This is a genomic window from Pseudomonas sp. 8 R 14, from assembly GCF_900005955.1.
Lineage (GTDB): Bacteria > Pseudomonadota > Gammaproteobacteria > Pseudomonadales > Pseudomonadaceae > Aquipseudomonas > Aquipseudomonas marginalis.
Genome location: NZ_CVTH01000086.1, coordinates 41,410 through 65,015 on the forward strand (window position 1 = coordinate 41,410; position 23,606 = coordinate 65,015).

22 protein-coding genes are annotated in these 23,606 nt (G+C 57.0%); 20 read left to right on the forward strand and 2 right to left on the reverse strand.

The annotated features are described in order from the left end of the window. Window position 1 precedes the first annotated feature (1 nt). From BFQ01_RS25260 to BFQ01_RS25360, 20 genes are all read left to right on the forward strand, one after another. The gene (locus BFQ01_RS25260) at window positions 2–223 is read left to right on the forward strand and encodes a DUF6148 family protein (protein WP_065899722.1); all 222 of its coding nucleotides are present in this window, start codon (window positions 2–4) and stop codon (window positions 221–223) included. Beyond that, window positions 220–1,830 (forward strand): phage portal protein, encoded by a 1,611-nt coding sequence (locus BFQ01_RS25265; RefSeq protein ID WP_065927358.1) that lies wholly within the window; start codon window positions 220–222, stop codon window positions 1,828–1,830. Before BFQ01_RS25260 ends, BFQ01_RS25265 begins: the two co-directional genes overlap by 4 nt. A gap of 2 nt (window positions 1,831–1,832) precedes the next feature. Then, window positions 1,833–3,197, forward strand: a complete 1,365-nt coding sequence (locus BFQ01_RS25270) for a S49 family peptidase (RefSeq protein WP_065927359.1) — start codon at window positions 1,833–1,835, stop codon at window positions 3,195–3,197. A gap of 42 nt (window positions 3,198–3,239) precedes the next feature. Further along, on the forward strand, window positions 3,240–3,656 hold the full coding sequence (locus BFQ01_RS25275) for a hypothetical protein (RefSeq protein ID WP_065927360.1): 417 nt from the start codon (window positions 3,240–3,242) through the stop codon (window positions 3,654–3,656). A gap of 64 nt (window positions 3,657–3,720) precedes the next feature. After that, a complete protein-coding gene (locus BFQ01_RS25280; protein ID WP_065927361.1) occupies window positions 3,721–4,668 on the forward strand; it encodes a Mu-like prophage major head subunit gpT family protein in 948 nt (315 codons plus the stop codon). 35 nt (window positions 4,669–4,703) lie between these two features. Next, window positions 4,704–4,952 carry a hypothetical protein gene (locus tag BFQ01_RS25285; RefSeq protein WP_065927362.1) on the forward strand — a complete coding sequence of 83 codons (249 nt, stop codon included), beginning with the start codon at window positions 4,704–4,706 and terminating at the stop codon, window positions 4,950–4,952. Beyond that, window positions 4,942–5,151 (forward strand): hypothetical protein, encoded by a 210-nt coding sequence (locus tag BFQ01_RS25290; RefSeq protein WP_065927363.1) that lies wholly within the window; start codon window positions 4,942–4,944, stop codon window positions 5,149–5,151. Before BFQ01_RS25285 ends, BFQ01_RS25290 begins: the two co-directional genes overlap by 11 nt. Continuing rightward, window positions 5,144–5,431 carry a hypothetical protein gene (locus BFQ01_RS25295; RefSeq protein ID WP_065927364.1) on the forward strand — a complete coding sequence of 96 codons (288 nt, stop codon included), beginning with the start codon at window positions 5,144–5,146 and terminating at the stop codon, window positions 5,429–5,431. Before BFQ01_RS25290 ends, BFQ01_RS25295 begins: the two co-directional genes overlap by 8 nt. 5 nt (window positions 5,432–5,436) lie before the next feature. Next, the gene (locus BFQ01_RS25300; RefSeq protein WP_065927365.1) at window positions 5,437–5,889 is read left to right on the forward strand and encodes a hypothetical protein; all 453 of its coding nucleotides are present in this window, start codon (window positions 5,437–5,439) and stop codon (window positions 5,887–5,889) included. A 10-nt stretch (window positions 5,890–5,899) separates the two neighbouring features. Then, window positions 5,900–6,655: a hypothetical protein gene (locus BFQ01_RS25305; protein WP_221461956.1), complete on the forward strand. Its 756-nt coding sequence runs from the start codon at window positions 5,900–5,902 to the stop codon at window positions 6,653–6,655. After that, complete coding sequence (locus tag BFQ01_RS25310; RefSeq protein WP_065927367.1) at window positions 6,652–6,999, forward strand: hypothetical protein; 348 nt, start codon at window positions 6,652–6,654, stop codon at window positions 6,997–6,999. The genes BFQ01_RS25305 and BFQ01_RS25310 overlap by 4 nt, the downstream gene beginning before the upstream one ends. A 752-nt stretch (window positions 7,000–7,751) precedes the next feature. Then, on the forward strand, window positions 7,752–10,523 hold the full coding sequence (locus BFQ01_RS25320; RefSeq protein WP_065927369.1) for a hypothetical protein: 2,772 nt from the start codon (window positions 7,752–7,754) through the stop codon (window positions 10,521–10,523). 8 nt (window positions 10,524–10,531) lie between these two features. Further along, entirely contained in the window at window positions 10,532–11,182 is a 651-nt protein-coding gene (locus tag BFQ01_RS25325) for a DUF2460 domain-containing protein (RefSeq protein WP_083244935.1), read from the forward strand. Beyond that, window positions 11,179–12,039: a DUF2163 domain-containing protein gene (locus BFQ01_RS25330; protein ID WP_065927371.1), complete on the forward strand. Its 861-nt coding sequence runs from the start codon at window positions 11,179–11,181 to the stop codon at window positions 12,037–12,039. Before BFQ01_RS25325 ends, BFQ01_RS25330 begins: the two co-directional genes overlap by 4 nt. Beyond that, a complete protein-coding gene (locus BFQ01_RS32480) occupies window positions 12,036–12,494 on the forward strand; it encodes an NlpC/P60 family protein (RefSeq protein ID WP_065927372.1) in 459 nt (152 codons plus the stop codon). Before BFQ01_RS25330 ends, BFQ01_RS32480 begins: the two co-directional genes overlap by 4 nt. Next, window positions 12,478–14,988 carry a phage tail protein gene (locus BFQ01_RS25340; protein WP_065927373.1) on the forward strand — a complete coding sequence of 837 codons (2,511 nt, stop codon included), beginning with the start codon at window positions 12,478–12,480 and terminating at the stop codon, window positions 14,986–14,988. Before BFQ01_RS32480 ends, BFQ01_RS25340 begins: the two co-directional genes overlap by 17 nt. A gap of 12 nt (window positions 14,989–15,000) precedes the next feature. Beyond that, window positions 15,001–16,872, forward strand: a complete 1,872-nt coding sequence (locus BFQ01_RS25345; protein ID WP_141691307.1) for a hypothetical protein — start codon at window positions 15,001–15,003, stop codon at window positions 16,870–16,872. Further along, the gene (locus BFQ01_RS25350; protein ID WP_065927375.1) at window positions 16,872–17,711 is read left to right on the forward strand and encodes a hypothetical protein; all 840 of its coding nucleotides are present in this window, start codon (window positions 16,872–16,874) and stop codon (window positions 17,709–17,711) included. The genes BFQ01_RS25345 and BFQ01_RS25350 overlap by 1 nt, the downstream gene beginning before the upstream one ends. Window positions 17,712–18,144: 433 nt before the next feature. Beyond that, entirely contained in the window at window positions 18,145–18,654 is a 510-nt protein-coding gene (locus BFQ01_RS25355; RefSeq protein WP_065927376.1) for a glycoside hydrolase family 24 protein, read from the forward strand. Window positions 18,655–18,724: 70 nt separating this feature from the next. Further along, window positions 18,725–19,237 (forward strand): lysis system i-spanin subunit Rz, encoded by a 513-nt coding sequence (locus BFQ01_RS25360; protein ID WP_065927377.1) that lies wholly within the window; start codon window positions 18,725–18,727, stop codon window positions 19,235–19,237. Window positions 19,238–19,425: 188 nt separating this feature from the next. On the opposite strand, the gene BFQ01_RS31925 is transcribed toward BFQ01_RS25360, so the two are convergent. Both BFQ01_RS31925 and BFQ01_RS31930 read right to left on the reverse strand, forming a co-directional pair. Beyond that, window positions 19,426–21,633, reverse strand: a complete 2,208-nt coding sequence (locus tag BFQ01_RS31925; protein WP_083244938.1) for a S8 family serine peptidase — start codon at window positions 21,631–21,633, stop codon at window positions 19,426–19,428. Between the two features lie 4 nt (window positions 21,634–21,637). Continuing rightward, the gene (locus BFQ01_RS31930; RefSeq protein ID WP_083244939.1) at window positions 21,638–22,729 is read right to left on the reverse strand and encodes an AAA family ATPase; all 1,092 of its coding nucleotides are present in this window, start codon (window positions 22,727–22,729) and stop codon (window positions 21,638–21,640) included. Window positions 22,730–23,606: the final 877 nt, after the last annotated feature.

Sequence of the window (23,606 nt, forward strand, 5' to 3'; positions counted from 1 at the left end):
CATGGCTATCACCCTGGAACAAGCGCAGGGCCAGCTGCAAGCCTGGCTCGATGCGAGCATGAAGGTCAGCCAAAAGCAGAGCTACCGTATCGGCACCCGGCAACTGGAATACGCCGATCTTGCCGAAATCACCAAGACGATCGACTACTGGCAACAGCAAGTTGATCGCCTGGAGAGCGGTCGCCCTCGGGGGATCGTCCTGCGTGGGATTACGCCGCGATGAGCCGCGCGCCGAAAGTGCCAGAGCCGACGCTGCTGGATAAGGCCATCACTTGGCTAAGCCCCGAGCGCGGCGCCAAGCGCATGCACGCCCGGCTGACCATGACTGCCTTGGGCGGTTACAGCGGCGCGTCGAAGGCCAAGCGTTCGCTGAGCGCCTGGACCCCGACGGCAGGCAGTGCGGCGGCAGATCTGCTGCCCGATTTGCCCACGCTTCGCGAACGCTGCCGAGATCTAGAACGCAACAACCCCATCGGGGGCGGTGCGATCAATACGGTGACGACTAAAACGGTAGGCACCGGCTTGGCACTCAAGTCAGTGGTCAATCGCTCGATTTTGGGCTGGAACGAAGACCAGGCCAGGGAGTGGCAGCGCAAAACGGAATCGCTGTTCAAGTCCTGGGCGGAAACCACCAGCTGCGACATCACCCGCGAGCAGAATTTCTATGGTCTGCAGGATCTGACCTGGCGATCGGTGCTGAGCAGCGGTGACGTGTTTACGTTGCTCACGCACAAAGAACAACCCGGCCAGCACTACTCGGCGTGTATCCAGCTGATTGAGGCCGACCGGGTTTGTAACCCTAGCAACAAGGCCGACACGGAAGCGCTCACGGCCGGCATTGAGCGTGACACCGATGGTGCACCGATCAAGGCTCATATTTTGCGCAGCCACCCGGGGGCGCTGGGCGTTAAAGAGCGCGTTTGGGATGACCGCCCGTTCTTCAACGAGCGCGGCGGTCGGGTGCTGCTGCATGTGTACCGGCGGCGTCGGGTGGGCCAGCCACGCGGTGTGCCGTACTTGGCGCCGGTGATCGAAAAGCTCAAGCAATTGGACCGCTACACCGATGCCGAGCTGGAAGCGGCGGTGGTGTCTGCGTTCTTCGCCGTGTTCATCAAGCCGGGGCAGGGCGGCAATCTGAGCCCTCTGGCATCGGCCGTTACCGGCAACACCCCTGTCGGTGGTGATAAACCCGCCGGGCGGGACCAGGGCGGTTGGGACGGCTCACTCAGTGGCGGCATTGTCGCCGAGCTGGACGACGGTGCGTCGATCGATACCGCATCACCTGGTCGCCCGAACATGGCATTCGATCCGTTCGTGCTCGCCATGCTCCGGCAGATTGGCATGGCCCTGGAGCTGCCTTATGAGGTGCTGATCAAGCACTTTACCGCCAGTTACACCGCCGCCCGTGCTGCGGTGATGGAGGCTTGGCAATTCGTTCGCGGTTGCCGAGATTTTTTGGGTCAACATTTCTGCCAGCCCGTTTACGAGCATTGGCTTGAAGAGGCGGTGGCGCAGGGAGACATCGAGGCTCCCGGGTTTTTCGACCACCCGTTGCTGCGCTATGCGTACAGCGGGTCGCTGTGGGTGGGTGATGGTCCTGGCACCGTTGATCCTCTCAAAGACATCAATGCTGCCGAAAAGCGCATCGATATTGGCGTCAGCACCCTCGCCAAGGAATCCATGCTTTACGACGGCAGCGATTGGGAAGAGAACCACGAACAGCGTGCGCTTGAAGTGAAGCGTAGGCGTGATGACGGCCTATCCGTGTCACCAACGGCTCGCCCCGAGGATGAGCCTGCGGCCAATCCTGATCTTCCTGAACGGACCTAACTATGAGCGACAAAGCAACCGATGCACCTCCCGTGCACCGGGTGACGGCGTTCGACCTGGTATCACGTGAGCCCTGGGCCATCACCCCGGACATGCTGCAGACCATCACCGCCATCGCCCGCCGGGAGCATGAAGGCCCGGAAGCCTTGGAGGCCAGGCAGGGCAAACCCTTGCAGAACAGCCGCGCGGTGACCCAGCGCGGCAATGTGGCATTGCTGCCCGTCACCGGCCCGGTGTTCCGCTACGCCAACCTGTTTACGGCGCTGTCCGGTGCGACGTCGCTGGATGTGCTGGCCAAGGAGTTCACCACCGCCGTCGACGATCCGCGCACCGACACCATCATCCTGGTAATGGACACCCCGGGTGGGATTGCCAGCGGCATCGCTGAATTCGGCCAGATGATCCGCGCCTCGCCCAAGCGGGTGGTTGCATATGTGTCCGGTAACGCGGCCAGCGCTGGCTACTGGATAGCCGCAGCAGCCCATGAAATCGTCATGAGCCGCACCGGCGCAGTGGGCTCCATCGGCACGGTGCTGACGGTGCGCAAAAGCGACGACGACGGCAATTTTGAGATCGTCAGCAGCCAGAGCCCGAAAAAGCGTCCTGACTTCGGTACCGAGTCAGGGCGGGCGGTGGCCCAGGCCCATGTTGACAGGCTGACTGACATCTTTGTCGAGGACGTCGCCAATTATCGCGGTTTCACTGTTGAAACCGTTTTGGCCGATTTCGGCCAGGGCGATATGCGCATTGGCTCCGATGCCGTGGCACTGGGCATGGCTGACCGTGAATCCACCCTTGAACAACTCATCGCCGAGTTCAACAGCAGTTCTTCTGGAGAAAAACCTATGTCCACCACCACCAACAGTAACGCCCCCGCGCCGACTGCAGACAAACCCGTTATCAACCGCGAATACCTGGCCGCGAATCATGCCGAGCTGCTGGCCAGCCTGGAACATGACGCGCACGCCGCTGGTGCAGCTGCCGGCGCCCGCGCCGAGTGCGAACGCATCCAGGCGGTGGAAGCCGCCGCACTGCCCGGACACGAAGAGCTGATTGCCACGCTCAAGTTCGACGGCAAAACCACCGGTGCCGAAGCGGCGGCGCAGGTTATCGGCGCCGAAAAAACCAAACGCGCCGGTGCTCTGGTCGACATTCGTACCCAGGCGCCTGCGCCGGTGCCCAACGTGCTGACGCCGCCGGCAGCCCCTGAGGCGGTGAAGGAGGATCCAGAGGCTCCGCTAGAGGAACGCGCCAAGGCGACCTGGGACGGCGACAAGGAGCTGCGCGCCGAGTTTGGCACCTTCGAGGCCTATCACGGCTACCGCAAGGCCACCGAGCGGGGCCTGGTCAAGGTTCTGAAAAAGTAAGTACCGGGTAACCCCTTTCCACCCATGGCTCTGGAGAATCCTATGCCTAATACACTCGATACCCCCCGCGCTTACGAGATCGGGGAAATTAACGATTTGTCCGTTGCGGCCGGCGTGCAGATTTTCGAAGGCTCGGCGGTTGGCGTTGTCGCGGCTAACGGCCTTGCGCGACCTCTGGCGGCAGGGGATCTATTCGTGGGCTTCGCCGATCGCGGCGTCGACAATCGAATCGGTGCCGCTGCTGCAGCGCGTGTGCGTCTTCGCGAAGAGGGCAAAGTTGAACTGCCCGTCACTGCGCTGGCGATCACCGACATCGGTAAGCCGGTGTATGCCAGCGACAGCGGCACGTTTCTGCTCACCGCCGCCGGTAACAGCCTGATCGGGCATGTTCACCGTTTCGTGCGCACCGGCGTCGGCATCGTCAAGTTCACCGCCCAGGCCATCCCCGTAGCGGCCTGACGCATCACTCAACCCGTTTTTTCAAACTTTTCTCTGACCGTATCCTTCTTCAGGAGAATCACCCATGGGTGCTGAAGTACTTTCCAGCCGTGCCATCATCGGCATGTTTTACGAACTGCTCGAGCAGAATGTGGGGTCGAACTGGATCGACGCCGTGTCCAACCTGTTCGACTCCGACCAGGCCAAAGAAACCTATCCATGGATCGGCATGGTGCCGACCTTGCGTGAGTGGATTGGCGGGCGTCACGCCAAGGGCTTTATCAGCGCTGATCTCGAAATCGAAAACCTGCATTTTGAGGCCACCCTCGAAGTGCTGGTCACCGAGCTGCGCCGCGACAAAACTGGACAGTTGCGCATCCGCCTGGGCGAACTGGCCGATCGCACCAACGCGCACTGGGCGCGACTGCTGTCGGTGCTGTTGCTCAACGGTGAAAGCCAGACCTGCTATGACGGCCAGTACTTCTTCGATACCGACCACGAAGAAGGCCAGAGCGGCGTACAGTCCAACAAGATCACCACCGACATCTCCGAACTGCCAGCAACACTTCACGGGACGCCCAGTCGTCCGAGCGTTGAGGAGTTTCAGCAGGCAGTTGCCCGGTCGGTCACCCAGTTGACCAGCTTCAAGGATGACCAGGGCGAACCCATCAACGAACTGGCACGCGAGTTTCTGGTGATGGTGCCGTTCAACCTGCTGAGCGTTGCGCAGACGGCGCTCAGCGTGCCGCGCGGTACCAACATCAGCGAGATTGTCATGCCGGACAACGTGGTTGTCCGCGTGGTGGGTAACGTGCGCCTCAACGCCTGGGTCGACAAGTTCGTGACCTTCCGCACGGACGGTCGATTGAAAGCGTTCATCCGTCAGCAAGAGACCGACGTGGCCATGAAGGCCAAGGCCGAAGGCTCGGAGTTCGAGTTCGACAACGATGCCCATCAATACGGTGTCGACACCTGGCGCAATGTGGGTTTTGGGCGATGGCAGTACGCCGTTCTTAACCAACTGGTGGCGTAAGCCTTTCGGCCTGACACCTCACTGAGGGCATTGATATGCCGAAATACCGTGTGGAACAGACGATCACCCTTTATGGCGGTGAACTGATCCTGAATGCGGCCCAGGCCAGTGCGCGTGCGCACAACCTGGAGCCGGTCGCAAACAAGAAGGGCCGCTACACCATTGTGTCGCCTGTTCAGTTCAAAGCCGGGGAAGTGATTGTGATCCCCGGCGAACCGGACAAGGCATTGGGGCAGCGGTTGTCGAAACTGGACAAGGTCGCAGGAGAGCGTAATGCCGAATAAATCCTACACGGTGCTATCCGGCTCCTTTCGCGGGCCAGATGACAAACTGACCGGTCCGGGGGGCGTGATCGAGTTGCCTGATGACGTGGCCCAGCGCTTTCGCCACCAGTTGGAAGCGTTGGTGGTCGAGCCAGCACCGGCACCTTCCGCTGCAGGTGAGGGCGGACGCAAGCCCGTCAAGGTGAGCCCCGATGCTTGACGAAGATCTCAGGGGCTTCCTTGAGGACTTCGACGTCGGCGGGATGGTTGATGGCCAGCCGTTTCTGGCCGCGCGGGATATGCCGGACGAGATCCACGGTATGGGTGGCACCAACAGCCAGTCCACCGGCTACGAGGTCCTTATCATCACCGCCGAGGCCGAGCGCCTGGGCATCGACAACCCCAAACTGATCACCGTCGCCGGTGTGAATTTTCGCGTCCGTGACCGCCGGATGATCGATGACGGCGCCTTTAGCCTGGCCTCCCTCACCAAGGTTTAACCCTCATGCCCTCGATTCAAGAACGCATCGTCGCAAAGGCGCAGGCGCTGATTTTAGCCGCCGCTACCTTGGCGGCAGACCGGGTGTACCGCAGTCGTACTGAGGCGATCAAACGGGACATGACGCCGGCGATCGTGCTGCGCCCTGACCTTGAAACGTGTGAGCGCGAAAGCGCTGCAGTGGATCGCAACCAGTTCGAGCTGACGGTGGAAATCATCGCCCGGGAGGACACGGTCACAGGTTCTGCCTGGGATCAGGTCGCCGACTTGGTCAAGGTTGCCGTGCATGCGGTCCTGATGGCAGAGGACGCCTTTGAGGAGGCGGATCGGGTGCAGCGCTTCTACATCGACTGGATTGAAGACGAGGGCGACAACACCGCCGGCAACTGCATGGTGCGTTACCGCTTCACCTACCTGTGCAACACCGGCGACCTGACGGCCGGACCTACCTTTTACTGAGGAACACATTATGCAAATCGCATTCGGCAGCGGGTTGTTTTACGCCACTCCGCTGATGGACGCCTATGGCAATGCCATTTCCGCGCCGACTCCCATCCTGTTGGGCATCATGCAAGAAGCATCGGTGGATCTGTCGTTTGATTCCAAGGAATTGTTCGGCAGCGAGCAGTTTGCGGTCGACGCGGCACGGGGCCAGGGCAAGCTGACGGGCAAGGCCAAGTCCGCACAGATCAGCCTGCTGCAGTGGAATCAGTTGGTGTTCGGGCAGACCCTGACCACCGGCCAGGTGTTAGTTCATCACTCCACGGAGCCCACAGTGGTGCCGGCAGGGGCCACCATCACCGTGGAGCCTCCAGCGGGCGGGACGCTCTCTGGTGATCTTGGGGTACGGGGCGCCGGGGCGATCCCGTACGTACGGGTACTGAGCGCGCCGGCAGTTGGGCAGTACACCTTTGATGCCGCCACGGGGGAATATGCATTTGCCGCTGCAGACGTGGCCAAGTCGGTGTTCATTGATTACCGCTACACCGTTACGACGGGTAAAAGCCTGTCGGTGAAAAACCTGCCCATGGGTGACATGCCGGTGTTCCAGGGCGAGCTGGTCCTGAAATACAAGGGCAAGACTGTGTACGTGCGTGTGCCGAATTTTGTCAGCAACAAGCTGGGGATCGCCACCAAACAGGACGACTACACCATCCCGGACTTTGAATTCACCGGCTACGCGGATGAGTTCGGTGAGGTGTGCTACTGGAGTGCCAACGAATGACGGTCGTGAATGTCCCCGGCGTATCGTTCCCGTTTCCAGGGAAAACGCTCGTCATCCCACCCCTGGCGCTGGGGGATCTGGAGCAGCTGCTGGAGCGGATCAACGCGGTGATGGCCGGCAACATGGACCGGGACAGTATCGCAACGGTGATCGATGCCACGCACGCGGCATTGCGTCGTAACTACCCCGACATCGAGCGCGCAGAGGTGGCAGCGCTGCTGGACCTTCGCAACATGCGTGACGCGTTGGATGCGGTCATGAGCGCTTCGGGCCTGGAAGTCATGGAGCCGGCACCGGGGGAAGGCCAGGCCCCTTCGACTGGGGCCAACTCTACGCTCACCTGATCGCCAGTACAGGCCAAAGCCCAGTTACGCTGCGGCGTGATTGGGACATGGTCATGGTAGGCCATATGACCGATTACTGGCGTGCCCGTCCACCGGTTCATATCTTGGTTGCTGGCTATATGGGTTACAAGTCGGTTAGTGAAACGACCCCCGCGCCCGATCTCGCAAACGCCATTGAAGGGCTAGCCGATGATCTGCGTGATGAGTTACCCGAACATCTACGCCACGCGCTAGACGCTTTTTCCACTAGGCAGAGTAGTTAACCTAGGATAGTAGTGGGCTTGATGAATTCGATAGAAGTTATGTGCTTAGCCAAAAACACGATCTTATCGTTATGCTCAATCTCAACTAAAACGTCTTCGTTGATCACCGCTACTATTCTTCCGCGACAAGGCATGCCGGAGAACTCAAAATATGCTGGCAGATCTAAGTCATGCATACGCTTTAGCTTGGTTGTGAACATTCATCTCGCTCCAGTCTGAGTCTAGCGCTTGATACTCACGTTCTAGGTCGGTCTTGAATTGTTTGCGTGTTGCATAAAATTGCATTCGAGGCTCGTCTGACAATTTAACGAGAGCGCTGACTAATGCTAGCTATCGTTAGATTTTGTCGAAGTTCTGCTCGTTCTCATTTCGGGTTTAGTAATGAAAGCACTGCCGAGGTGAGCGCCAATAGGTAGAACTAACAGTTAGTACGCCACTGATAGTCTCGCTTTAGTGAGGCTTTTTTTGCCTGCGCGTTGAGGCCTTACTATGGATCGTAATATTGCATATCAGTTCACTGCCGGCACCCAAGGTTTCGACCGTGCAGTCGAAAGCATTGAGCGCAACATGCGTGAGGCACGGACCACTTTTAGTCGCGAGCTAAAGGCGATCAACACCGAAATGGTGGGCAGCCAAACCCGGCTCGCTCGTTTTGGTCCAGCAGTGAATGAGGCGTTCTCCGGCGTCAGCACCATCATGCGCTCGGGCCTCGGTGGCGTGGCGGCAGGCATTGCGGGTGTGTTCGGTCTGGGCGCTTTCAAGCTTGGTCAGATCGTTAGCGATAGCAAGGACGCGGCGATCCAACAGGAGGCTGCATACCGTGGCCTGGAAGCGGTGGCCAATCATGCCGGCGTCGGTATTGGCCGAGCCATGGATGAGGCCAACAAGCTCGCGTCCGATGGCTTGCTCAGCGTCGGTGACGCGGCCAAAGCCCTGCAAAACCTGCTCAGCCGTGGCTACAACGTCGACCAGGCGGTGGCGGTGATCAATCGCCTGAAAGACGCTGCAGCATTCAACCGGCAGGCCAATCTCAGCATGTCGGAAGCTGTGGTGTCGGCCACCGAGGGCTTGAAAAACGAAAACTCGGTGCTGGTGGATAACGCTGGTGTTACGAAAAACGTCGCCAAAATGTGGGACGAATACGCCAAGAGCATCGGCACCAGTCGTGACAAGTTGTCGGACTCGCAAAAGATCACGGCCGAATACAACGGCATCATGAAAGAGACCGAGGCCCAGGTCGGTAATGCTGCCAAAGCGGCAGATGGATTGACCGGCAGCCAGGCCGAGCTTGACTCCAAAAGCAACCAGCTACAGGTCACCATCGGCACCATTCTTGAGCCTGTCTTCATCAGCCTGAACAAGCGGCTGTCGGAGACCGCCAGTTGGTTCAACAACCTATTGAAAGGCATGACGGGAGTCGGTCTTACCGTTGATGAGGTGGCAGCGAACGTCGCGCGTTACGAAGCGATGTTAGGGACCGTCATTGCCGGTCCGCGCGGTGGGGGTGGCAAGGCCCAACTGGAGGCCACGCTGGTCGAAGAGCGCCTGCTGCTGGAAAACATGCAGTTGGTGTCCAATAAACTGGAGGAGGTCGACGCGGGTATGCGCTCCCGTTCCGCTCGCATCGAAGAGCAGCGGCGCAAAGTGGCGGAGATGGCCGCGACCGGTAATACAGCCCTGACCAAAGCACCACAGCAGGGCAGGACAAGTCCGACCGCTTACGGCGTTGAAGTCGCCCGGTTGACCAAGCTGGAGCAGGCATACGCTGCAGCTGTCGAGCATCGGAAAAAAGTAGTTGAGTCCACAACTCCCCCTAAAAAAGCGGATGACCCGGTAAGTGCGCCGACGAAGGCCACGTCACGGGTCAGTGAGTGGGCAGAAGCATTGGACGCGCAGAAGGTCGCTCACGCCCAACAGCAGGCCGAGCAGGGCACCTTCCTGCAGTTCTCCGAGCAGCAGGAAATGCAGTACTGGCAGGGCATTCTCAAACGTACGGATTTGAGCGCGGCCGAACGGTTGAGCGTTCAGCGCAATTACCTGGCGTCATTGAATGCGTTGCGCCGGCAGGACGAGGGCCAAGCCTTTGCCGATCTGCAGGCCCAGGCGCAGCAGTACCGCAACAATATGGACGCGCGCCTGCAGATCGCTCAGCAGACCCTGGAGCGCAGCCGGCAACTTTATGGCCAGGACAGCCAGGAATACCGCAAGGCTGCGGCTGAGGTGGTTGCTGTCGAGCGCGAAAAGCAGCAGCAAATCACCAACATGAAACAGCAGCAGCTGGCTGCCGATCAGCAGGCGCGGCTTACCGATGTTACCCATGCCGAACAGATGGCCCAGCTGGATCTGCAGGCCAACCTGATCACCCAAGGCCAGCTGCTGCAAGCCCAGGCCGAGTTCGAAAAGCAACGGTATGCGATCGAAGCCCAGGCATTGGCTGATCGTAAAGCGCTGCTGGAGCAGGATCCTGACCGCAACCCGGTCGCCCTGCAGCAGGTCCAGCAGCAGATCCTGGCGCTGGAGCAAACCCACCGCAACAGCATGGCGGTGATTGGCAGGCAGCAAACCTTCGAGTCGCAGAGCAACTGGACGGACATGGTCGATAGTCTGCGTACCAGCTGGTCGAGCGGGCTTACCGGGATCATCAGCGGCACCATGAGCACCCAGGGCCTGTTACGCGGGATCTTCACCAGCATCGGGACCGCGTTCGTTGAGAACATGGTCACCAAGCCGTTGATGGCCTGGATGTTCGGTGAGACGGCTAAAACCGGTGCGACGGTAGTGGGTGTTGGCGTTCGAACGGCTGCAGAGGCAGGCGGTGCGGCTATGTCCGTAGCGATCTGGGGCGCAGCCACGATCAAAAACATCATTGCCAGTGCCTGGCAGGCCATGGCCGGTGCCTTTGCAGCCATGTCGGCCATTCCGATCATTGGACCGATCCTCGGCGCGGCGGCTGCAGTGGCTGCCGGCGCATTCGTATTTGGCCTGGTGAAAAACGTCGCCTCGGCCGAGGGCGGCTATGACATCCCTGCCGGTACCAACCCCATGACGCAACTCCACGAGCAGGAAATGGTGCTGCCCAAGCAATACGCCAATGTCATCCGCCAGGCAGCCAGTGGGGAAGGGCAGTTGGGCGGTGCTGGCAACAGCTATCACTACCACGACAGCAGCGGCCGGATGTCACCTGCTGATATTCGGCGTGGTGCCCGGGTGCTGGCCGAGGAAATGCAAAAAATGCGGCGCAACGGCGCCATCAAAACTTAGGGGGCGAGATGTCGTTAGGACCTTTTTGGCCGGCGCGCTGGATCGCCAGTTACCCCGATATGGGCGCGGCGGTTGTAGGCGTTCTGCCGCGCCTTCCCGGGCAAACCCTGCTTTCAAAAAAGGCACCTGAGTGGAGTACCGGTGTGCAGAAAGCTGCCAGTGGTCGACGCCGGACAACGGCTTACTACCCGGCGCCGCTGTGGTCTTTCCAGCTGAGTTACAACGCCGTCCGCAAGCGCCCCGGGTTGGATGAGTGGTCGAGGCTGATTGAGTTCTTCAATCAGCGCAAAGGGCAATTCGGTGAGTTCCTGTTCTTTGATCGTAGCGATCACCTTGTAACGCTTCAGCGCTTTGGCACCGGTGATGGCGCCACGCGAACATTTCAGCTTTCCCGGGAGATCGGTCACTGGGTGGAGCCGGTGTACGGCGTCGTCAATGTGGATGTCGTCACTGTCAGTGGTGCTCCTATTTCAGCCTTCACTGTGGATGAGCTGGGGCGGATCACCTTTACGGTGGCCCCGCCCATCAATGCGGCGCTGGTTTGGAGTGGAGCGTTTTATTTTCGCTGTGCTTTCGAGGCCGATTCGCTCGACGGGGCTCAGCCTTATCGCGCGATCTGGGAGCTCAAAAACATCGCGTTCACGAGTATCAAACCATGATCGATGCCACACCTGAACTGAAAGCCTTTCTGGCCACGGCGCGCAGTTTCGTCATGGCGGATCTGTACACGATTGCCCTGGCCAGCGGCCAGGTGCTGCGTTACACCGATGCGGGTTTGCAGATCTTCTATGCGGGACAGAACTACTCGGCCAGCGGGCCGCTGATCAAGCGCACCGGCGTGCGTGCGGTGCGCGGGATTGAGGTCGACACGTTGAACGTGACCTTTACCGCCGGCATGGACGACACCGTGTTCGGCGAGCCCTTGCTGCCATTCATTGCCGGCGGCGGTTTTGACGGGGCCACCCTGAATCTCGTCCGTGCGTTTATGGCGGACTGGCGGTCGCCCGTGGTGGGCACGGTCACACGTTTTATCGGGCGTGTCGCGGAGGTGGATCCTGCCGATCGCGAGCAGGCGACGGTGACAGTGAAGTCGCCGATCGAGCTGCTGGATACCAAGGTGCCCCGGGGCGTTTATCAGCCCTCGTGCCTGCGCATGGTGTACAGCGCCGATTGCGGGGTGAACCGTGCCCTGTTTGAAACCGTGGGTGTGGTCCAGGGCGGCAGCACGGCCCTGCGCGTGAACTCCAATGTGCCCGCCACCCAGGGCTGGTTCGACCAGGGCGTGATTCGTTTTGTGAACGGTGCCAATGCAGGTGTGACAAGAACCGTACGCCGTTTCACGGCAGATGGCGCTGTGACGATGATCCTGGGACTGCCAGGTGTGCCAGTGGCGGGTGATCAGTTTCTGATTTACCCGGGTTGCCCACGGACGCTGGATGCCTGCACCAACAAATTCGGAAACCGAGCGCGGTACCGAGGGATGCCGTTCATTCCCGTCGCGGAGACATCGGTATGAGCCCGTTCGAAGTGCTGCAGCGTGATGCCGTGGTCACGCAGGCTGAGCTCTGGTTACGCACGCCGTACCAGCACCGGCAGCACCTGCTGGGTGTTGGTGTTGACTGCGCCTGGTTGCTGATTGAGGTGTATCACGCCGCCGGGTTGATTCCCTCGATCGATCCCGGGGCTTATGCCCAGGACTGGCACCTGCATCGCAGTGAGGAGCGTTATCTGGGCTGGCTGGAGTTGTATGGCCGGCAGATCGATACGCCACAGCGTGGCGATGTCGCGGTCTGGAAATTCGGCCGCACCTTCAGCCATGGCGCGGTGGTGGTCGATGAGCACCGCATCATTCACGCCTATCGGGACATCGGCGTCGAGTTTGCAGACATGCGCGAGGAGCGGCTCTCCAGCCACACCGTGCGTTATTACACACTTAACCGATATGGAGTCAGCGATGGGGGGCAGCAGTAGTACCATTTCCAACAGTGCGACACGTATCAACGCGCTGCAGATCCAGAGCAGTGCGAGTGGCAGACCGATCGCCTGGATCGCCGGCCGTAATCGCATCAGCCCTAACCTCATTTATTACAGTGACTTCGAAGCGGTCGCCAAAACCACGACGAAAAAGTCGGGGGGTAAAGGCGGCGGCGGGGCCACCCAAAAAGACACGACCTACACCTACTACGCGGCGATCATTTTGGCCGTCGGGCGAGGCCCGCTGGGTGCGATTCACCGCGTATTTCGTGACAAAGAGGTGTTTTCCTCACTGGCGCAAATTGGCTTGAACTACGCCAACGGCACTCATGATCAGGCCGTGTGGGGGTTTCTTCAGACTCGCCACCCGGCTGAGGCCATTGCCTACTCCGATACGGCCTACGTGTTTTCCAGCAGGTACCTGCTCAACGACAACGCCGGCGTCCAGAATCATACCTTTGAGGTGGACGGGCGTTATCAGGTGCCCGGGTTGCCGGATGCCAATCCAGGCGACTTCCTGCCCGGGTTGTTGCTCGATCCATTGGACGGAATCGGTTTTACCCCGGCATGGGTCGCGGACATGTCGAACTACCGCAACTATTGCTTGGCGGAAAACTTACTCTTGAGTCCGGTGCTCGACGAGCAGGCGCCGGCGAATGAGGCGATCACGCGTTGGTTGCAACTGACCAACAGCGAGATGGTGTGGTCTGCTGGTCAACTCAAGGTGATCCCCTACGGCGACCAGGCCGTCACCGGTAACGGCGTGACGTGGTTTCCGAACATCACGCCAGTGGCGGATCTGACCGATGACGATTTCCTTTCAGAGGACGGTGAGCCTCCGGTCTCGCTCAAAATCAAGAGCCAGGCCGACAGCTACAACGAAGTGTCGCTGGAGATCCTCGATCGCGATCACGAGTACAACACCGACGTGGTGCGTGCGCCTGATCAGGCTGCCATTGAGCAGTTTGGCTCCAAGCCGATGGACACCATCAAGGCATACGAGATCTGCAATATCGCCATCGGCGCGCATGCGGCGCAGTTGTTAGTGCAGCGCAAGCTGTACGTGCGTAATGAATATGAGTTCTCCCTCGGCTGGCAGCACGTGCTCCTTGAGCCTATGGACCTGGTGACGATCACTGATCCAGGGTTGAACCTGCACCAGCGCCTAGTCCGGCTGATTTCGGTCGAGGAGGACGAGCTGGGTAAGTTGGCGATCGTGGCCGAGGATGCGTTGCTGGGCGTCGGCAGTGCTCCGAATTATCCGGTGCAGAGCAAGAGCGGTTATCAGGGCAATCAGAACGTTGCGCCTGGTCCTGTCCTAGCGCCCATCATGTTCAACCCGCCCGAGAGCTTGCTGCCCGCTGGCACATTGCAGATCTGGGGCGGTGTTGCCGGTGTGGGTGAGGCCTGGGGCGGTTGTGAGATCTGGATCAGCGCTGATGGCGACAGCTACCGGTTAGCGGAGACGATTTACGGCAGGGCGCGTATGGGGCAACTGACGATGGCGCTGGCCGCTGGAAGCGATCCCGATACGGTCAATACCTTGTCGGTGCAACTGGCAGCAGCGACCGAACTGGCGGCCGCCACGACCGCCGAGGCGGACAGTGGCGCCACGCTGTGTTGGGTGGCAGGCGAGCTCTTGAGTTACCGCGACGCGGTGCTCACGGGCATCGGAGGCTATGAGCTGAGCTATCTGCGACGCGGGCGCCTTAGCACATCGGTGTCCAGCCACTCGGCGGGCTCACCCTTTGTGCGGTTGGATGATGCGGTCTGGAAGTACAGCTACACGTCCGACCAGGTCGGCAAGACTGTTTGGGTCAAGTTCCGCTCATTTAACGTGTTTGGTCGAGCGCTTGAGGATCTGGCGGATGTCACGGCCTACAGCGTCACGTTATCACCGGCCCGGGTAGCGCCTGATACCGCGCAAAACCTCGCCTTGGTCGGTGCCTTTGAGGCGCCGTACTTCACCGTCAGCTGGGTGGCGGGTGCTCGTGCCGAGGATCGCTTGGTACGCGTTCGTCACGCCGGCAGCAATGCCCTGCTGCGAGAGGTGGCGACCACCAGCACGGCATTCACGTACCAACGTGAAGATGCGCTAGTGGATGGAGCGCTCATTCGCAGCTATCGGGTGGAGGTCATCGAGCGCAACGCTGCAGGCCAGGCTCAGTTGGTGTCGTTGTTGGTCACCAATACGGCGCCGGCGCCCGCTACGGGAACCGTCGCCACGGTCACTGGCACCACCACCGCGGATGTCAGTTGCGCGGCCAGTGCAGCTGCAGACGCGGCTGGTTATGTGTTTGTGTATTCGACAGATGAGGACTTTGATCCGGCAACTGCAGGAACGGTTGGCTATCAAGGCGTATCACGCATTGGGCAGATCACGGGACTGACGCCAGACACCACGTATTACCTCTGCGCTGCAGCGTACGACACCTGGAGCAGCGTACGCAGTCAACTCAACTTCGCCCCGGCGATCACCTTCAACACCTGATAGAGACTCATCATGCAACCTATTCAATTCTTTGCCGCAAGGGCTGAAGACGGCGTGCTATTGCCCGGAGCAACGGTGAGCGTGCTTGTCTCCGGGAGTGAGACGTTGGCGCCGCTGTTTTCCGATGCAGCGGCGACCGTTGTCCTGGCCAACCCCATGCATGCCGATGCCAGTGCGCGGGTGTTCTTCTACACCACAGCGGCTCGCATCGATATTCAGATCGGCTATGCGGGGTACCGAGCGCCGCTGCTGCAGGGCATCGGTACCAGTGATCCGGTAGATATGATCAATGCGGAAATTGACCGTCTCAACCGCGATATGGTCGATGGAAAAGTGCACGCCACTGTCGCTGCAGGTCTTCTGGCGACGGTCGACGGCCAGTCTTTTTACGTCGAACCCACCTCGCCAGATATATCGCGCAGCCTGTATGTGCGGGTCAGTGCCACGGAGGCCAGGCACGTCTCCGATGATCCGTCAGTGGGTTACATCGCAGAGATAGACGTGCGCACCGCTGCGGTAGAGAGCGGCACGTTTAACGGCTTGGAGCTGCGCTTTGTTCGATTGGCCGTAGAGTCCGGTTACACCTGGGCGCTGGTCGACTCGGTTGGGCGCATGGCGTTGGGGTGCCGGGTGGATGGTTCACTCGTGGGTAAGTTCATGCTGCGCGACGGCACCGTCGATCGCAGCACGCTGAAGCTCGACCTCGACGGATTCATCGCCAAGGCGTTGGACCCTCAGTCGGGATACGCGTGGGCAGTGATCGATACCCTGGGCCGGATTGGTCTGGCTCTTCGAGTGGACGGTACCGTTACCGGGAAATTCTTGCTCGGCACCGGTGCCGTACCTCGCAAAGCGCTGGGGGCCGATCTGTCGGGCTTCATTGCCATTCAACTGAGTCCAGAGTCCGGCTATGTCTGGGCCGTCGTCGATGCGGTTGGCCGCATTGCGCTGGGCATCACCACCGCCGGCAAAACGGTGGGTAACTTTGATATTCATATCCCCGATGTCACAGGGATTGAGTACCTCAAACCGGTTCACGACCTGCTTTGTGTAGGGGATTCCCTGACAGCCAATAGCAGCCAGGTCACCTGGCGGGAGCAACTGGCGCCACTGATCAGTGCGCGGACCATTGTGAATGGCGGCATTGGCGGCCAGACGTCTCGCCAGATCGCCGCGCGTTTCGGTGCTGGTACCGCACTGCTGACCGTCACGGACAACCAGATCCCGGCGTCGGGCTCAGTGACGGTTACAGCGTTGAGCACCTTATTGCTGTCCACGCCCGCGACCAATTCCGGCACCTACACGTTGACAGGTACCTTGGGCGGCATCCACGGGACGCTGACGTGCACGCACAGTGAGACAGGGGACTCCTCGGACGTTTACACCTTTACTCGGGATGCTGCCGGAGACGCCCGATACAGCGCGCCCAAGTCGCCGTTTGTACCCGACGTGCCCGGTGACGGGTTTTACACAGAGATTATCTGGATGGGTCGCAACAACCTCGACAACATCGAGCAGATCAAGGTCGACATTCGGGCCATGGTTGCTGTGCAGAAAACCGTTGAAAAACGCTACCTGATCATCACGCCGCCGCTTGGCGGCAACCCGACACCGGGTACTTCAACAGGGGAGGGTGTTGGTACAGCCACCTACAACAATTGTGTCGCGCTGGAGGATTGGGCCACCGCCGAGTACGGCGATCGCGTGATCAAGATCCGCGAGTGGCTCATGCAGTTCAACGACGGCAGCGCCGACGATCTGGACGACGTGGCCAAGGGCGTGGTTCCGCGTTCGCTGCGGCTGGACATCATTCACAACACCACGATCAGCAACGGGCATATCGCCCGTCGCATTGCCTATGAAATTAACCGGAGGTCCTGGTAATGGCCGGACAAAAAACCGTACTGGATGGCATCACCTTTACCGATACGACGTTGCCCATTCTGCGCTCCGATGCGTTGCTGAGTGCGGGGTCGCTGTATCTGTTCGACTTGGGGCATAGCTTGGGTGGTGTTAGCGGAGTGCCGGCAGCTGGAGCCTCCATTCCCAACATCGCTTACGCCGAAGCGGCAGCGGTGCTCGGCGCTGGCACTGAGAGCAGCTTGGCCGGGGTGTTCAGCAGCAACGCGGTCGCAGCTGACGCTCTGTTCGAGCGGACGCCCAAGAAGGGCCTGCACGCCATTTACAGCCAGGTTAACAACACGGTGAGTGGCCATGGTTCACAGATCAATGTCGCAGCTGCGATCCGCGACTACATCATCGCTAACAAGACCCACCTGTTCTATTTCTCAGTATGGGCTCACCGGACACGTGCAGCACTCGCAACCGGTCACCGGTACATGGAGATCGGTAGCGGCGGCAACTTCCTGGGGTACATGAGTGGTGCCGGAAACACAGGCAAGGCTTCCGGGCTTTACAACGTCGTCGGCGGTGCCAACGCCGTGGCCAACCGGTACTCCTCGATGCGAGCGTCTGCGGGGAGCGGTGATACGGTTGCGGCAGCGGCCGGGAGCATTATTTTCGGTAATGGTGGATCTGGTTCGGCGCTGACCAATCAATGCCCCTCGGACATCTTCTATCGCGGCTACTGCGAGGATCTAACGGTGTCGGGGCGAACCTATGCAGACGTTGATGCCCTCGACAAGGCGCTATGGGATGCCGCTTTCGCGGCAGGTGGCCGGTTTGCTGGTGACACCTTTACGGCGCCGTCGACCTTCCCATAGTTGGTTAGGTAAACCTCAAGTCCACCACCACCCGTAATTAGCGGCGGAAGCGGAATTTTTCCCAGCCATTTTTGAATCGGAAAGTTCCTGTATCTCCTGTGAGAACGTAACGGGTTGCTCTGTAACAAGCAGTAAACCGAGAGAATCCAAAGCGTCTGATTTTTTTGTAGACCCAAACCCATCCGTGGTGATTGGTAGTTTTGGCGGGCCTCTGAACCATTAACGCGTTCCTTCGTAGCGAAATTTGGCGCAGATGATAGCGATGTGCCCCACCGCAAAGGCTGTCAATTAATAACGGGGCGGAACTTCTTATTGTCGCGGGTTTTCTGCCCAATTCGTTTGAATACAGCACCATATCCATCTCAGTCGATTGAGTTGGTTTTTACCTCTGATCCCGCCGTTGTGCGGGTTTTTTTCGTCTGGAGAAAAGGCTATGGCACAACTTTCGACCACCCAGGCAGGCAGCCGTAATGCATTGGCCTTCCTCGACATGCTCGCTTGGTCCGAGGGGACCAGCACATCGCCGGCCACTGCCCTGGATGGCTACGACGTCATCGTGACGGGCATCGACAGGAAGCCTGAGGTCTTCACAGATTTCAGTGATCACCCCTTCGCAAAGGGGCGCCGCTCGAAGGCCATCAACAGCAAGGGCCTGACATCTAATGCCTCGGGCCGATACCAGCAGATGCTGAAGGATTGGCCGTATTACCGAACGCTTTTGGCCCTGCCTGACTTCAGCCCGATCAGCCAGGACCTGTTGGCTCTGCAGCACATCCGCGAATGCCGCGCGCTACCGGAAGTGCATGCAGGCTGGATTGAACCCGCGATTGCAAAGTGCCGGAACATCTGGGCAAGCCTGCCCGGGGCGGGCTATGGCCAGCGTGAGCATCGACTTCACGACCTACTCCACGAGTACCGTTTGGTGGGCGGGCTCCTGTCATGAATATTTTGCATATTACATTAACCATATTGGTTCGGGTCGATATCCATCCGCACCACTTGGAGGGCGATACATGCTCACGACATTGCAGAAGGTGGTGATCCTCGGGCTGGCAATGGTTGTCGCGTTTGGCACAGCCTGGCGGGTGCAAGTCTGGCGTTACACCGGACAGCTTGAGTACCAGGCGAAGCTTCAGGCCGACGATTTGAACAACTTAACTCAAGTTGCGCTACGCCAGCAGCAAATCGAACAAGGCAGGCGCTTGGCATCGGAGCAGACCCTGGCCAAATTTGACCAACAACACTTAAAGGAGTTATCCGATGTCCAGCGCACCCAGAATCTTCTGCGTGACCGTCTTGCCACTTCTGATCTGCGGCTGTCAGTCCTCCTCTCTGAGGATTCAGCCAGTGGCTGCAGAGTGTCTCCCACCTCCAGCGCCGTCGGCGTGGTTCATGGAGGCCATCGAGCCCAACTTGACCCAGCGTATGCTCAACGAATTATTGGGATTACCGACGCCGGCGACCAAGGATTGATCGCATTGCGTGCCTGTCAGGCCTACGCAAAAGAAGTCTCAGTTCCGAGGTAAAAAGAAGCTGTCACGTAGAATACGTCATCTTCCACACCTACTACTTTGCCCGCTCCGTAAATAATTCCGTCTTTGGGTACAGCTAGACTCTGACAAAACAAAGAGTCACCCACGAGTCACGCATGAAGAAGATTAAGGTGTTTAACAGGCAGGGAAGCCCGGCGCATGGCCGGGCCAATTGGAATAGACTACAAACTAATCTGAATGTCTTGATCTATCACTGCGCTTTCAATATCTGCGGCCATAGCTCGTACTGCCGAGTCATAGACTGAGTCGCTCTTGTCTGACGATCTCAACGTTAAAACAAAAGACACCTTTTGAGCTGGTAGTTCCGAATGATGATTGACATCGAATTGATATAAGTCTCTTGCAAATATTCTGGCATTAAGCCTCATCGTTGTGCCTGATATCCCGGTTCGAGTGTGGAGCTTGCAATGGTTTCTAACTGGGCTCCATTTAGCGAGTTCCGATCTGGCGGTTGCTTCTTTCTCTTTATCTTCTTTCATAGAGCCAGCTAGGTTAATTGTAGCGCCTTTTTCTGACTTGGCCTGAAGGGCCGTTTGGACTCTGGATGAAAAATAATTTTCACCAACCATATCAGAAACTAAGGGCTCCAAAACCGCAGTTAGAACCACGGTGCCTACGAATTTACCATTTTTGATAAATTCTGGTGGGATCGGAATATCAGTCCAGTAATACCAATAGCCTGGCTTAAGCTCAGCAGACCACACCATGGTAATATCTCCTGGAGGGCAGTGCCAGGGGAGCTTATTCTCTTCCCAGGGGGTGCCCCATCCGAGGCCGTTGCTGTGTGAGTATAGTTCCGCACGATTAATAAGGAGGGCCCTTACTAAATCCGGAGTAGCATTTTTGACATTTGAAAAGGTGTGTGCCGCAAGTGATGATACAAGTGGGGTACTGAAACTTGTACCTATTTCGCTACGACCACCTAGTACTCTGAGTTCAGAGTACCAAGCCAAATCAGGTTTTTTCATGCCTGCTGGAGCTGGACCTTTAAGGCTGTTTAAGCACTTCTCACCTGGTTTTTTTGTCTGTTCGTTGAACTGCCTTCCACTAATTGATAGTGAGGCTTCACAGTCTGCTGGCGGGCAGAGAATACCAGTCGTAGGATTGTGATCTCGATTTCCTGCAGAAATAACTGGCAAGATGTTGTACTTCCTAGCTAACTTGCTCAGTCTATGGCCGAGTAAGCTGACCTCTTCGGTTGAGGTTAAGGATGCAACAGTATTAAATGATAGGTTCCATACTTTTGCGTACCCTGCAGTTTTCTGCGCGACGTCTTCTAAATATCGTAAAAGTTGATGGTGGTTGGGTGTCTTAGGTACGCTATCCTTACATATAACTTGTGCCGAGATATAAGTGCAATCGAGTTCTGGTAGCGGCCTCTGATTGTTCCAGGCGTATGCGTGGCATACGAGGGAGGCAACTTTGTTGCCGTGTATCAAATTGGCATTACTGTTATCGACAAGTGGAAGTATGCTGATTTTTTCGAGATGTAGGTAGCTTGGCGCATTGACGCCCCCATCAATAATCACAACTGTTGGAGAGTCAGATAGTATCTTTTTGGGTGAAGGTTCCGAACCTACGCCAGGATTTTGCGAAACTGTAACCTGTGGAGCAGGTTCGATACGATAAACTGTTCCGGATGCAACCAGATTTTGAAATGCTTCTTTAGAAGAAAACTGTAAAGAGAACGCAGCATTACCCCTATCTATGTATGCTTCGATGAGCTCATCGATTGCATTGTAATTCATGATGTTGGCGCTAGGCGGGCTATCATACTCCGGATGACCTAAAATATACTTTTCTTTATTTAGCAACTCCTTGATTTTTAAAGCAAGAGCCTTACGGGCTAAAGTATTTTTAAAGGGTTTTAGCCATATATTCGCTGAGCCTGCGACGCATACTGCAGACCATAAGTCTTCCTGGCTTGACCCGCGAAAAGTTTCCAGCTCATCGAAGATTTCAATTTTTGAAATTCTTGATATGTCTACTTGGTCTTTTATGTTGGTGGAACTTTTGATGTGCTTAGAAAGATCTGCTAGGTTTTTGCGGTTTATCTCTATAATAAAACCTTTATATCCCGGGGAGATTAGCCGGCATCCAACTCTAGAGTCGAATAGGTCTGTGGGCGTCCAAGTTGGTGATAGAGCATCATCATCCATCTTTGCAATTAGATGTGTAACTCCTGAGAAAGTTACGTCACTTAAGTCGCGGGCGTCGATATTTATAAGGTGTTTTGAGAGGTTTTCCCTTTTTTCCTGCAAGCTGTCTTTTTTTATTCCCTTGGCATTTTTTCCTCCGCCAGTCACTCCTTTAGGAGTAGGTTTTTTTAGGAATATTACAATCGGGTTGATAATCGGCTTTGCAGGCATCTAGCTAGTCCTTTAGATACGTAGATAAAGTTTGTCGGCTGACTTTAATCAAAGTAAGTATTTCTGTTTGATTTAAGTGGTAGGTTCTATGCAGTAAGTTACACATTGTCTTCTTGTCAGTTGTCTCAGCGTCAATCTGCGGCTGAAGAACATCTTTTGCTACTTGATGCAGATCAACTGCCGAGTCAGTAATTACTGCATGGCGCCGAGCTGCGAGTGATATCGACTCTATATCCGCCCCACTGAGCCTTGCGGAAATTTTTGCAAGCGCGCAAATAGTGCACGGATCTCCGATGTCGCAAAAAAGGAAGTAATTCCAAAGATGTTTACGCAGATCCTCGTCAGGTGTGCCAAAGTTCATTCTATACGGGAAGCGCCGCCATATAGCGCGATCGAGGAGTTCGGAGTGATTGGTTGCAGCAATAACGATGGCCCGATCATCGAGTGAGTCAATTGACTGAATGAGTGTGTTGACAACTCTTTTTAATTCGCCTAGTTCATGAGTGTCATTGCGAAGCTTTCCAATAGCATCAAACTCATCCAGAAATATTATCCCATTTTTCTGAGGTATGAAGTCAAATACGCTACGAATGTTTTTTGCGGTGTCACCTAGTAAAGAAGACATGAGTGAATCTAAACGAACAACGTATAGAGGCATGGATAATGCTGCAGCAATATGCCCAGCCACTAACGTCTTTCCCGTTCCAGGAGGACCTGCCATGAGCAGATTCATGCGCCCTGACAAACCGTGCTTGGCCAAAAGATCATATTTTTTCACGCTCGCAATGAACGAGTCGAAAGTATGCTTCAGCGTGCTGTTGAGAAATATTGGCGATGTTGGCCAAGGTAGCTCCTCAACAAGCACACCTCTAGATTTTGGATCTACAGGTAGGGACTCAGAGTAGCCAGCGGCGCGAAGTGGAACTCCGTTGCGCCTTGTTGCGAGCTTTATACGCTTACTCACCTCTGGGGAGGCTGTCATGCAGTCTTTCGCGATCCTACTGCAGACCTGTCTGACAACCGTGTAATCGGCGTTCAGAGCTCCTTCTATCAAGCCTAAAAGGTCATTTTCTGCAACGGCTATATTCTGTGACATTTGACAAAAAACCTTAAAATTTGTGTCGAATGTCTATTTTTTTTTAGTTTTCGTCAAGGTTAATCCAGCTTTTGTAAGGTTATTTTCGTTTGTAAGCTTCTCAAGCACGCTCAAAACCTCATCATACCTCAACCCTCGCCGGTGCCTGCTCGTCACTCCTAAGTCCTAACGCTGTCGGCCATCTTTCCGCGTGCCTGTGATGCTTGTCTTCGGCTTGTTGAAGGAAGCATGCTATCGCCATGAGGTCGCTGGCGGTTTGGTCATCACCTGCTGCTAGCATGCGCTTTGCAACACCGTGTAGATCACCACCAGCTCACTTGAGGCTTGCTGCAACCTTTTCAGGTTGCAGCATTAGGATCCTAGGATTGATTGTGTGTCGAGCTTGCCGATACGTCAGGTGTCTTAATGGGTCGGCTTCTCGGTTCGGGAATACCTGGCCAAGTCGTGGTGTTCACCTTTAGTCTGGGTGTAGGTTTCTGCGAGATTCGATATTCGGCTTATGGATGGGCTTATGAGTCTTGAGCTGATATTGAAATAGGGGTAGTGACCATGAATTTCGGGGTGTAGGTATGCAGCTATCTCTACGTCGGAACTCGAAACGTATCGACCAGCCCACCGCTGAATCAGATGTTTTAGATCATATGGCTTTCTTTGCACATTTTTCGTTTTCGTCTGCGCATCAAGCCATTCATAAGCAAAGCGCACGCAGTCGCGGTGTTCATGAAGCCCTTTTTCGCCCGACGTATAAGGGGCCGCCTTTATCGCGTCATCGATCTGCTGGTTAGTAAGCATTGTCCGGCTTTCCATGCTGTGAAGGTAGTGAAAAGGCTATCACGCCATTTGCCAATAAATATCGATAAAGTAGAAAATATTTCTG

Coding starts and splice junctions, on each gene's coding strand:
- BFQ01_RS25260 (WP_065899722.1), top strand. CDS start 2: ATGGCTATCACCCTGGAACAAGCGCAGGGCCAGCTGCAAGCCTGGCTC.
- BFQ01_RS25265 (WP_065927358.1), top strand. CDS start 220: ATGAGCCGCGCGCCGAAAGTGCCAGAGCCGACGCTGCTGGATAAGGCC.
- BFQ01_RS25270 (WP_065927359.1), top strand. CDS start 1,833: ATGAGCGACAAAGCAACCGATGCACCTCCCGTGCACCGGGTGACGGCG.
- BFQ01_RS25275 (WP_065927360.1), top strand. CDS start 3,240: ATGCCTAATACACTCGATACCCCCCGCGCTTACGAGATCGGGGAAATT.
- BFQ01_RS25280 (WP_065927361.1), top strand. CDS start 3,721: ATGGGTGCTGAAGTACTTTCCAGCCGTGCCATCATCGGCATGTTTTAC.
- BFQ01_RS25285 (WP_065927362.1), top strand. CDS start 4,704: ATGCCGAAATACCGTGTGGAACAGACGATCACCCTTTATGGCGGTGAA.
- BFQ01_RS25290 (WP_065927363.1), top strand. CDS start 4,942: ATGCCGAATAAATCCTACACGGTGCTATCCGGCTCCTTTCGCGGGCCA.
- BFQ01_RS25295 (WP_065927364.1), top strand. CDS start 5,144: ATGCTTGACGAAGATCTCAGGGGCTTCCTTGAGGACTTCGACGTCGGC.
- BFQ01_RS25300 (WP_065927365.1), top strand. CDS start 5,437: ATGCCCTCGATTCAAGAACGCATCGTCGCAAAGGCGCAGGCGCTGATT.
- BFQ01_RS25305 (WP_221461956.1), top strand. CDS start 5,900: ATGCAAATCGCATTCGGCAGCGGGTTGTTTTACGCCACTCCGCTGATG.
- BFQ01_RS25310 (WP_065927367.1), top strand. CDS start 6,652: ATGACGGTCGTGAATGTCCCCGGCGTATCGTTCCCGTTTCCAGGGAAA.
- BFQ01_RS25320 (WP_065927369.1), top strand. CDS start 7,752: ATGGATCGTAATATTGCATATCAGTTCACTGCCGGCACCCAAGGTTTC.
- BFQ01_RS25325 (WP_083244935.1), top strand. CDS start 10,532: ATGTCGTTAGGACCTTTTTGGCCGGCGCGCTGGATCGCCAGTTACCCC.
- BFQ01_RS25330 (WP_065927371.1), top strand. CDS start 11,179: ATGATCGATGCCACACCTGAACTGAAAGCCTTTCTGGCCACGGCGCGC.
- BFQ01_RS32480 (WP_065927372.1), top strand. CDS start 12,036: ATGAGCCCGTTCGAAGTGCTGCAGCGTGATGCCGTGGTCACGCAGGCT.
- BFQ01_RS25340 (WP_065927373.1), top strand. CDS start 12,478: ATGGGGGGCAGCAGTAGTACCATTTCCAACAGTGCGACACGTATCAAC.
- BFQ01_RS25345 (WP_141691307.1), top strand. CDS start 15,001: ATGCAACCTATTCAATTCTTTGCCGCAAGGGCTGAAGACGGCGTGCTA.
- BFQ01_RS25350 (WP_065927375.1), top strand. CDS start 16,872: ATGGCCGGACAAAAAACCGTACTGGATGGCATCACCTTTACCGATACG.
- BFQ01_RS25355 (WP_065927376.1), top strand. CDS start 18,145: ATGGCACAACTTTCGACCACCCAGGCAGGCAGCCGTAATGCATTGGCC.
- BFQ01_RS25360 (WP_065927377.1), top strand. CDS start 18,725: ATGCTCACGACATTGCAGAAGGTGGTGATCCTCGGGCTGGCAATGGTT.
- BFQ01_RS31925 (WP_083244938.1), bottom strand. CDS start 21,633: ATGCCTGCAAAGCCGATTATCAACCCGATTGTAATATTCCTAAAAAAA.
- BFQ01_RS31930 (WP_083244939.1), bottom strand. CDS start 22,729: ATGTCACAGAATATAGCCGTTGCAGAAAATGACCTTTTAGGCTTGATA.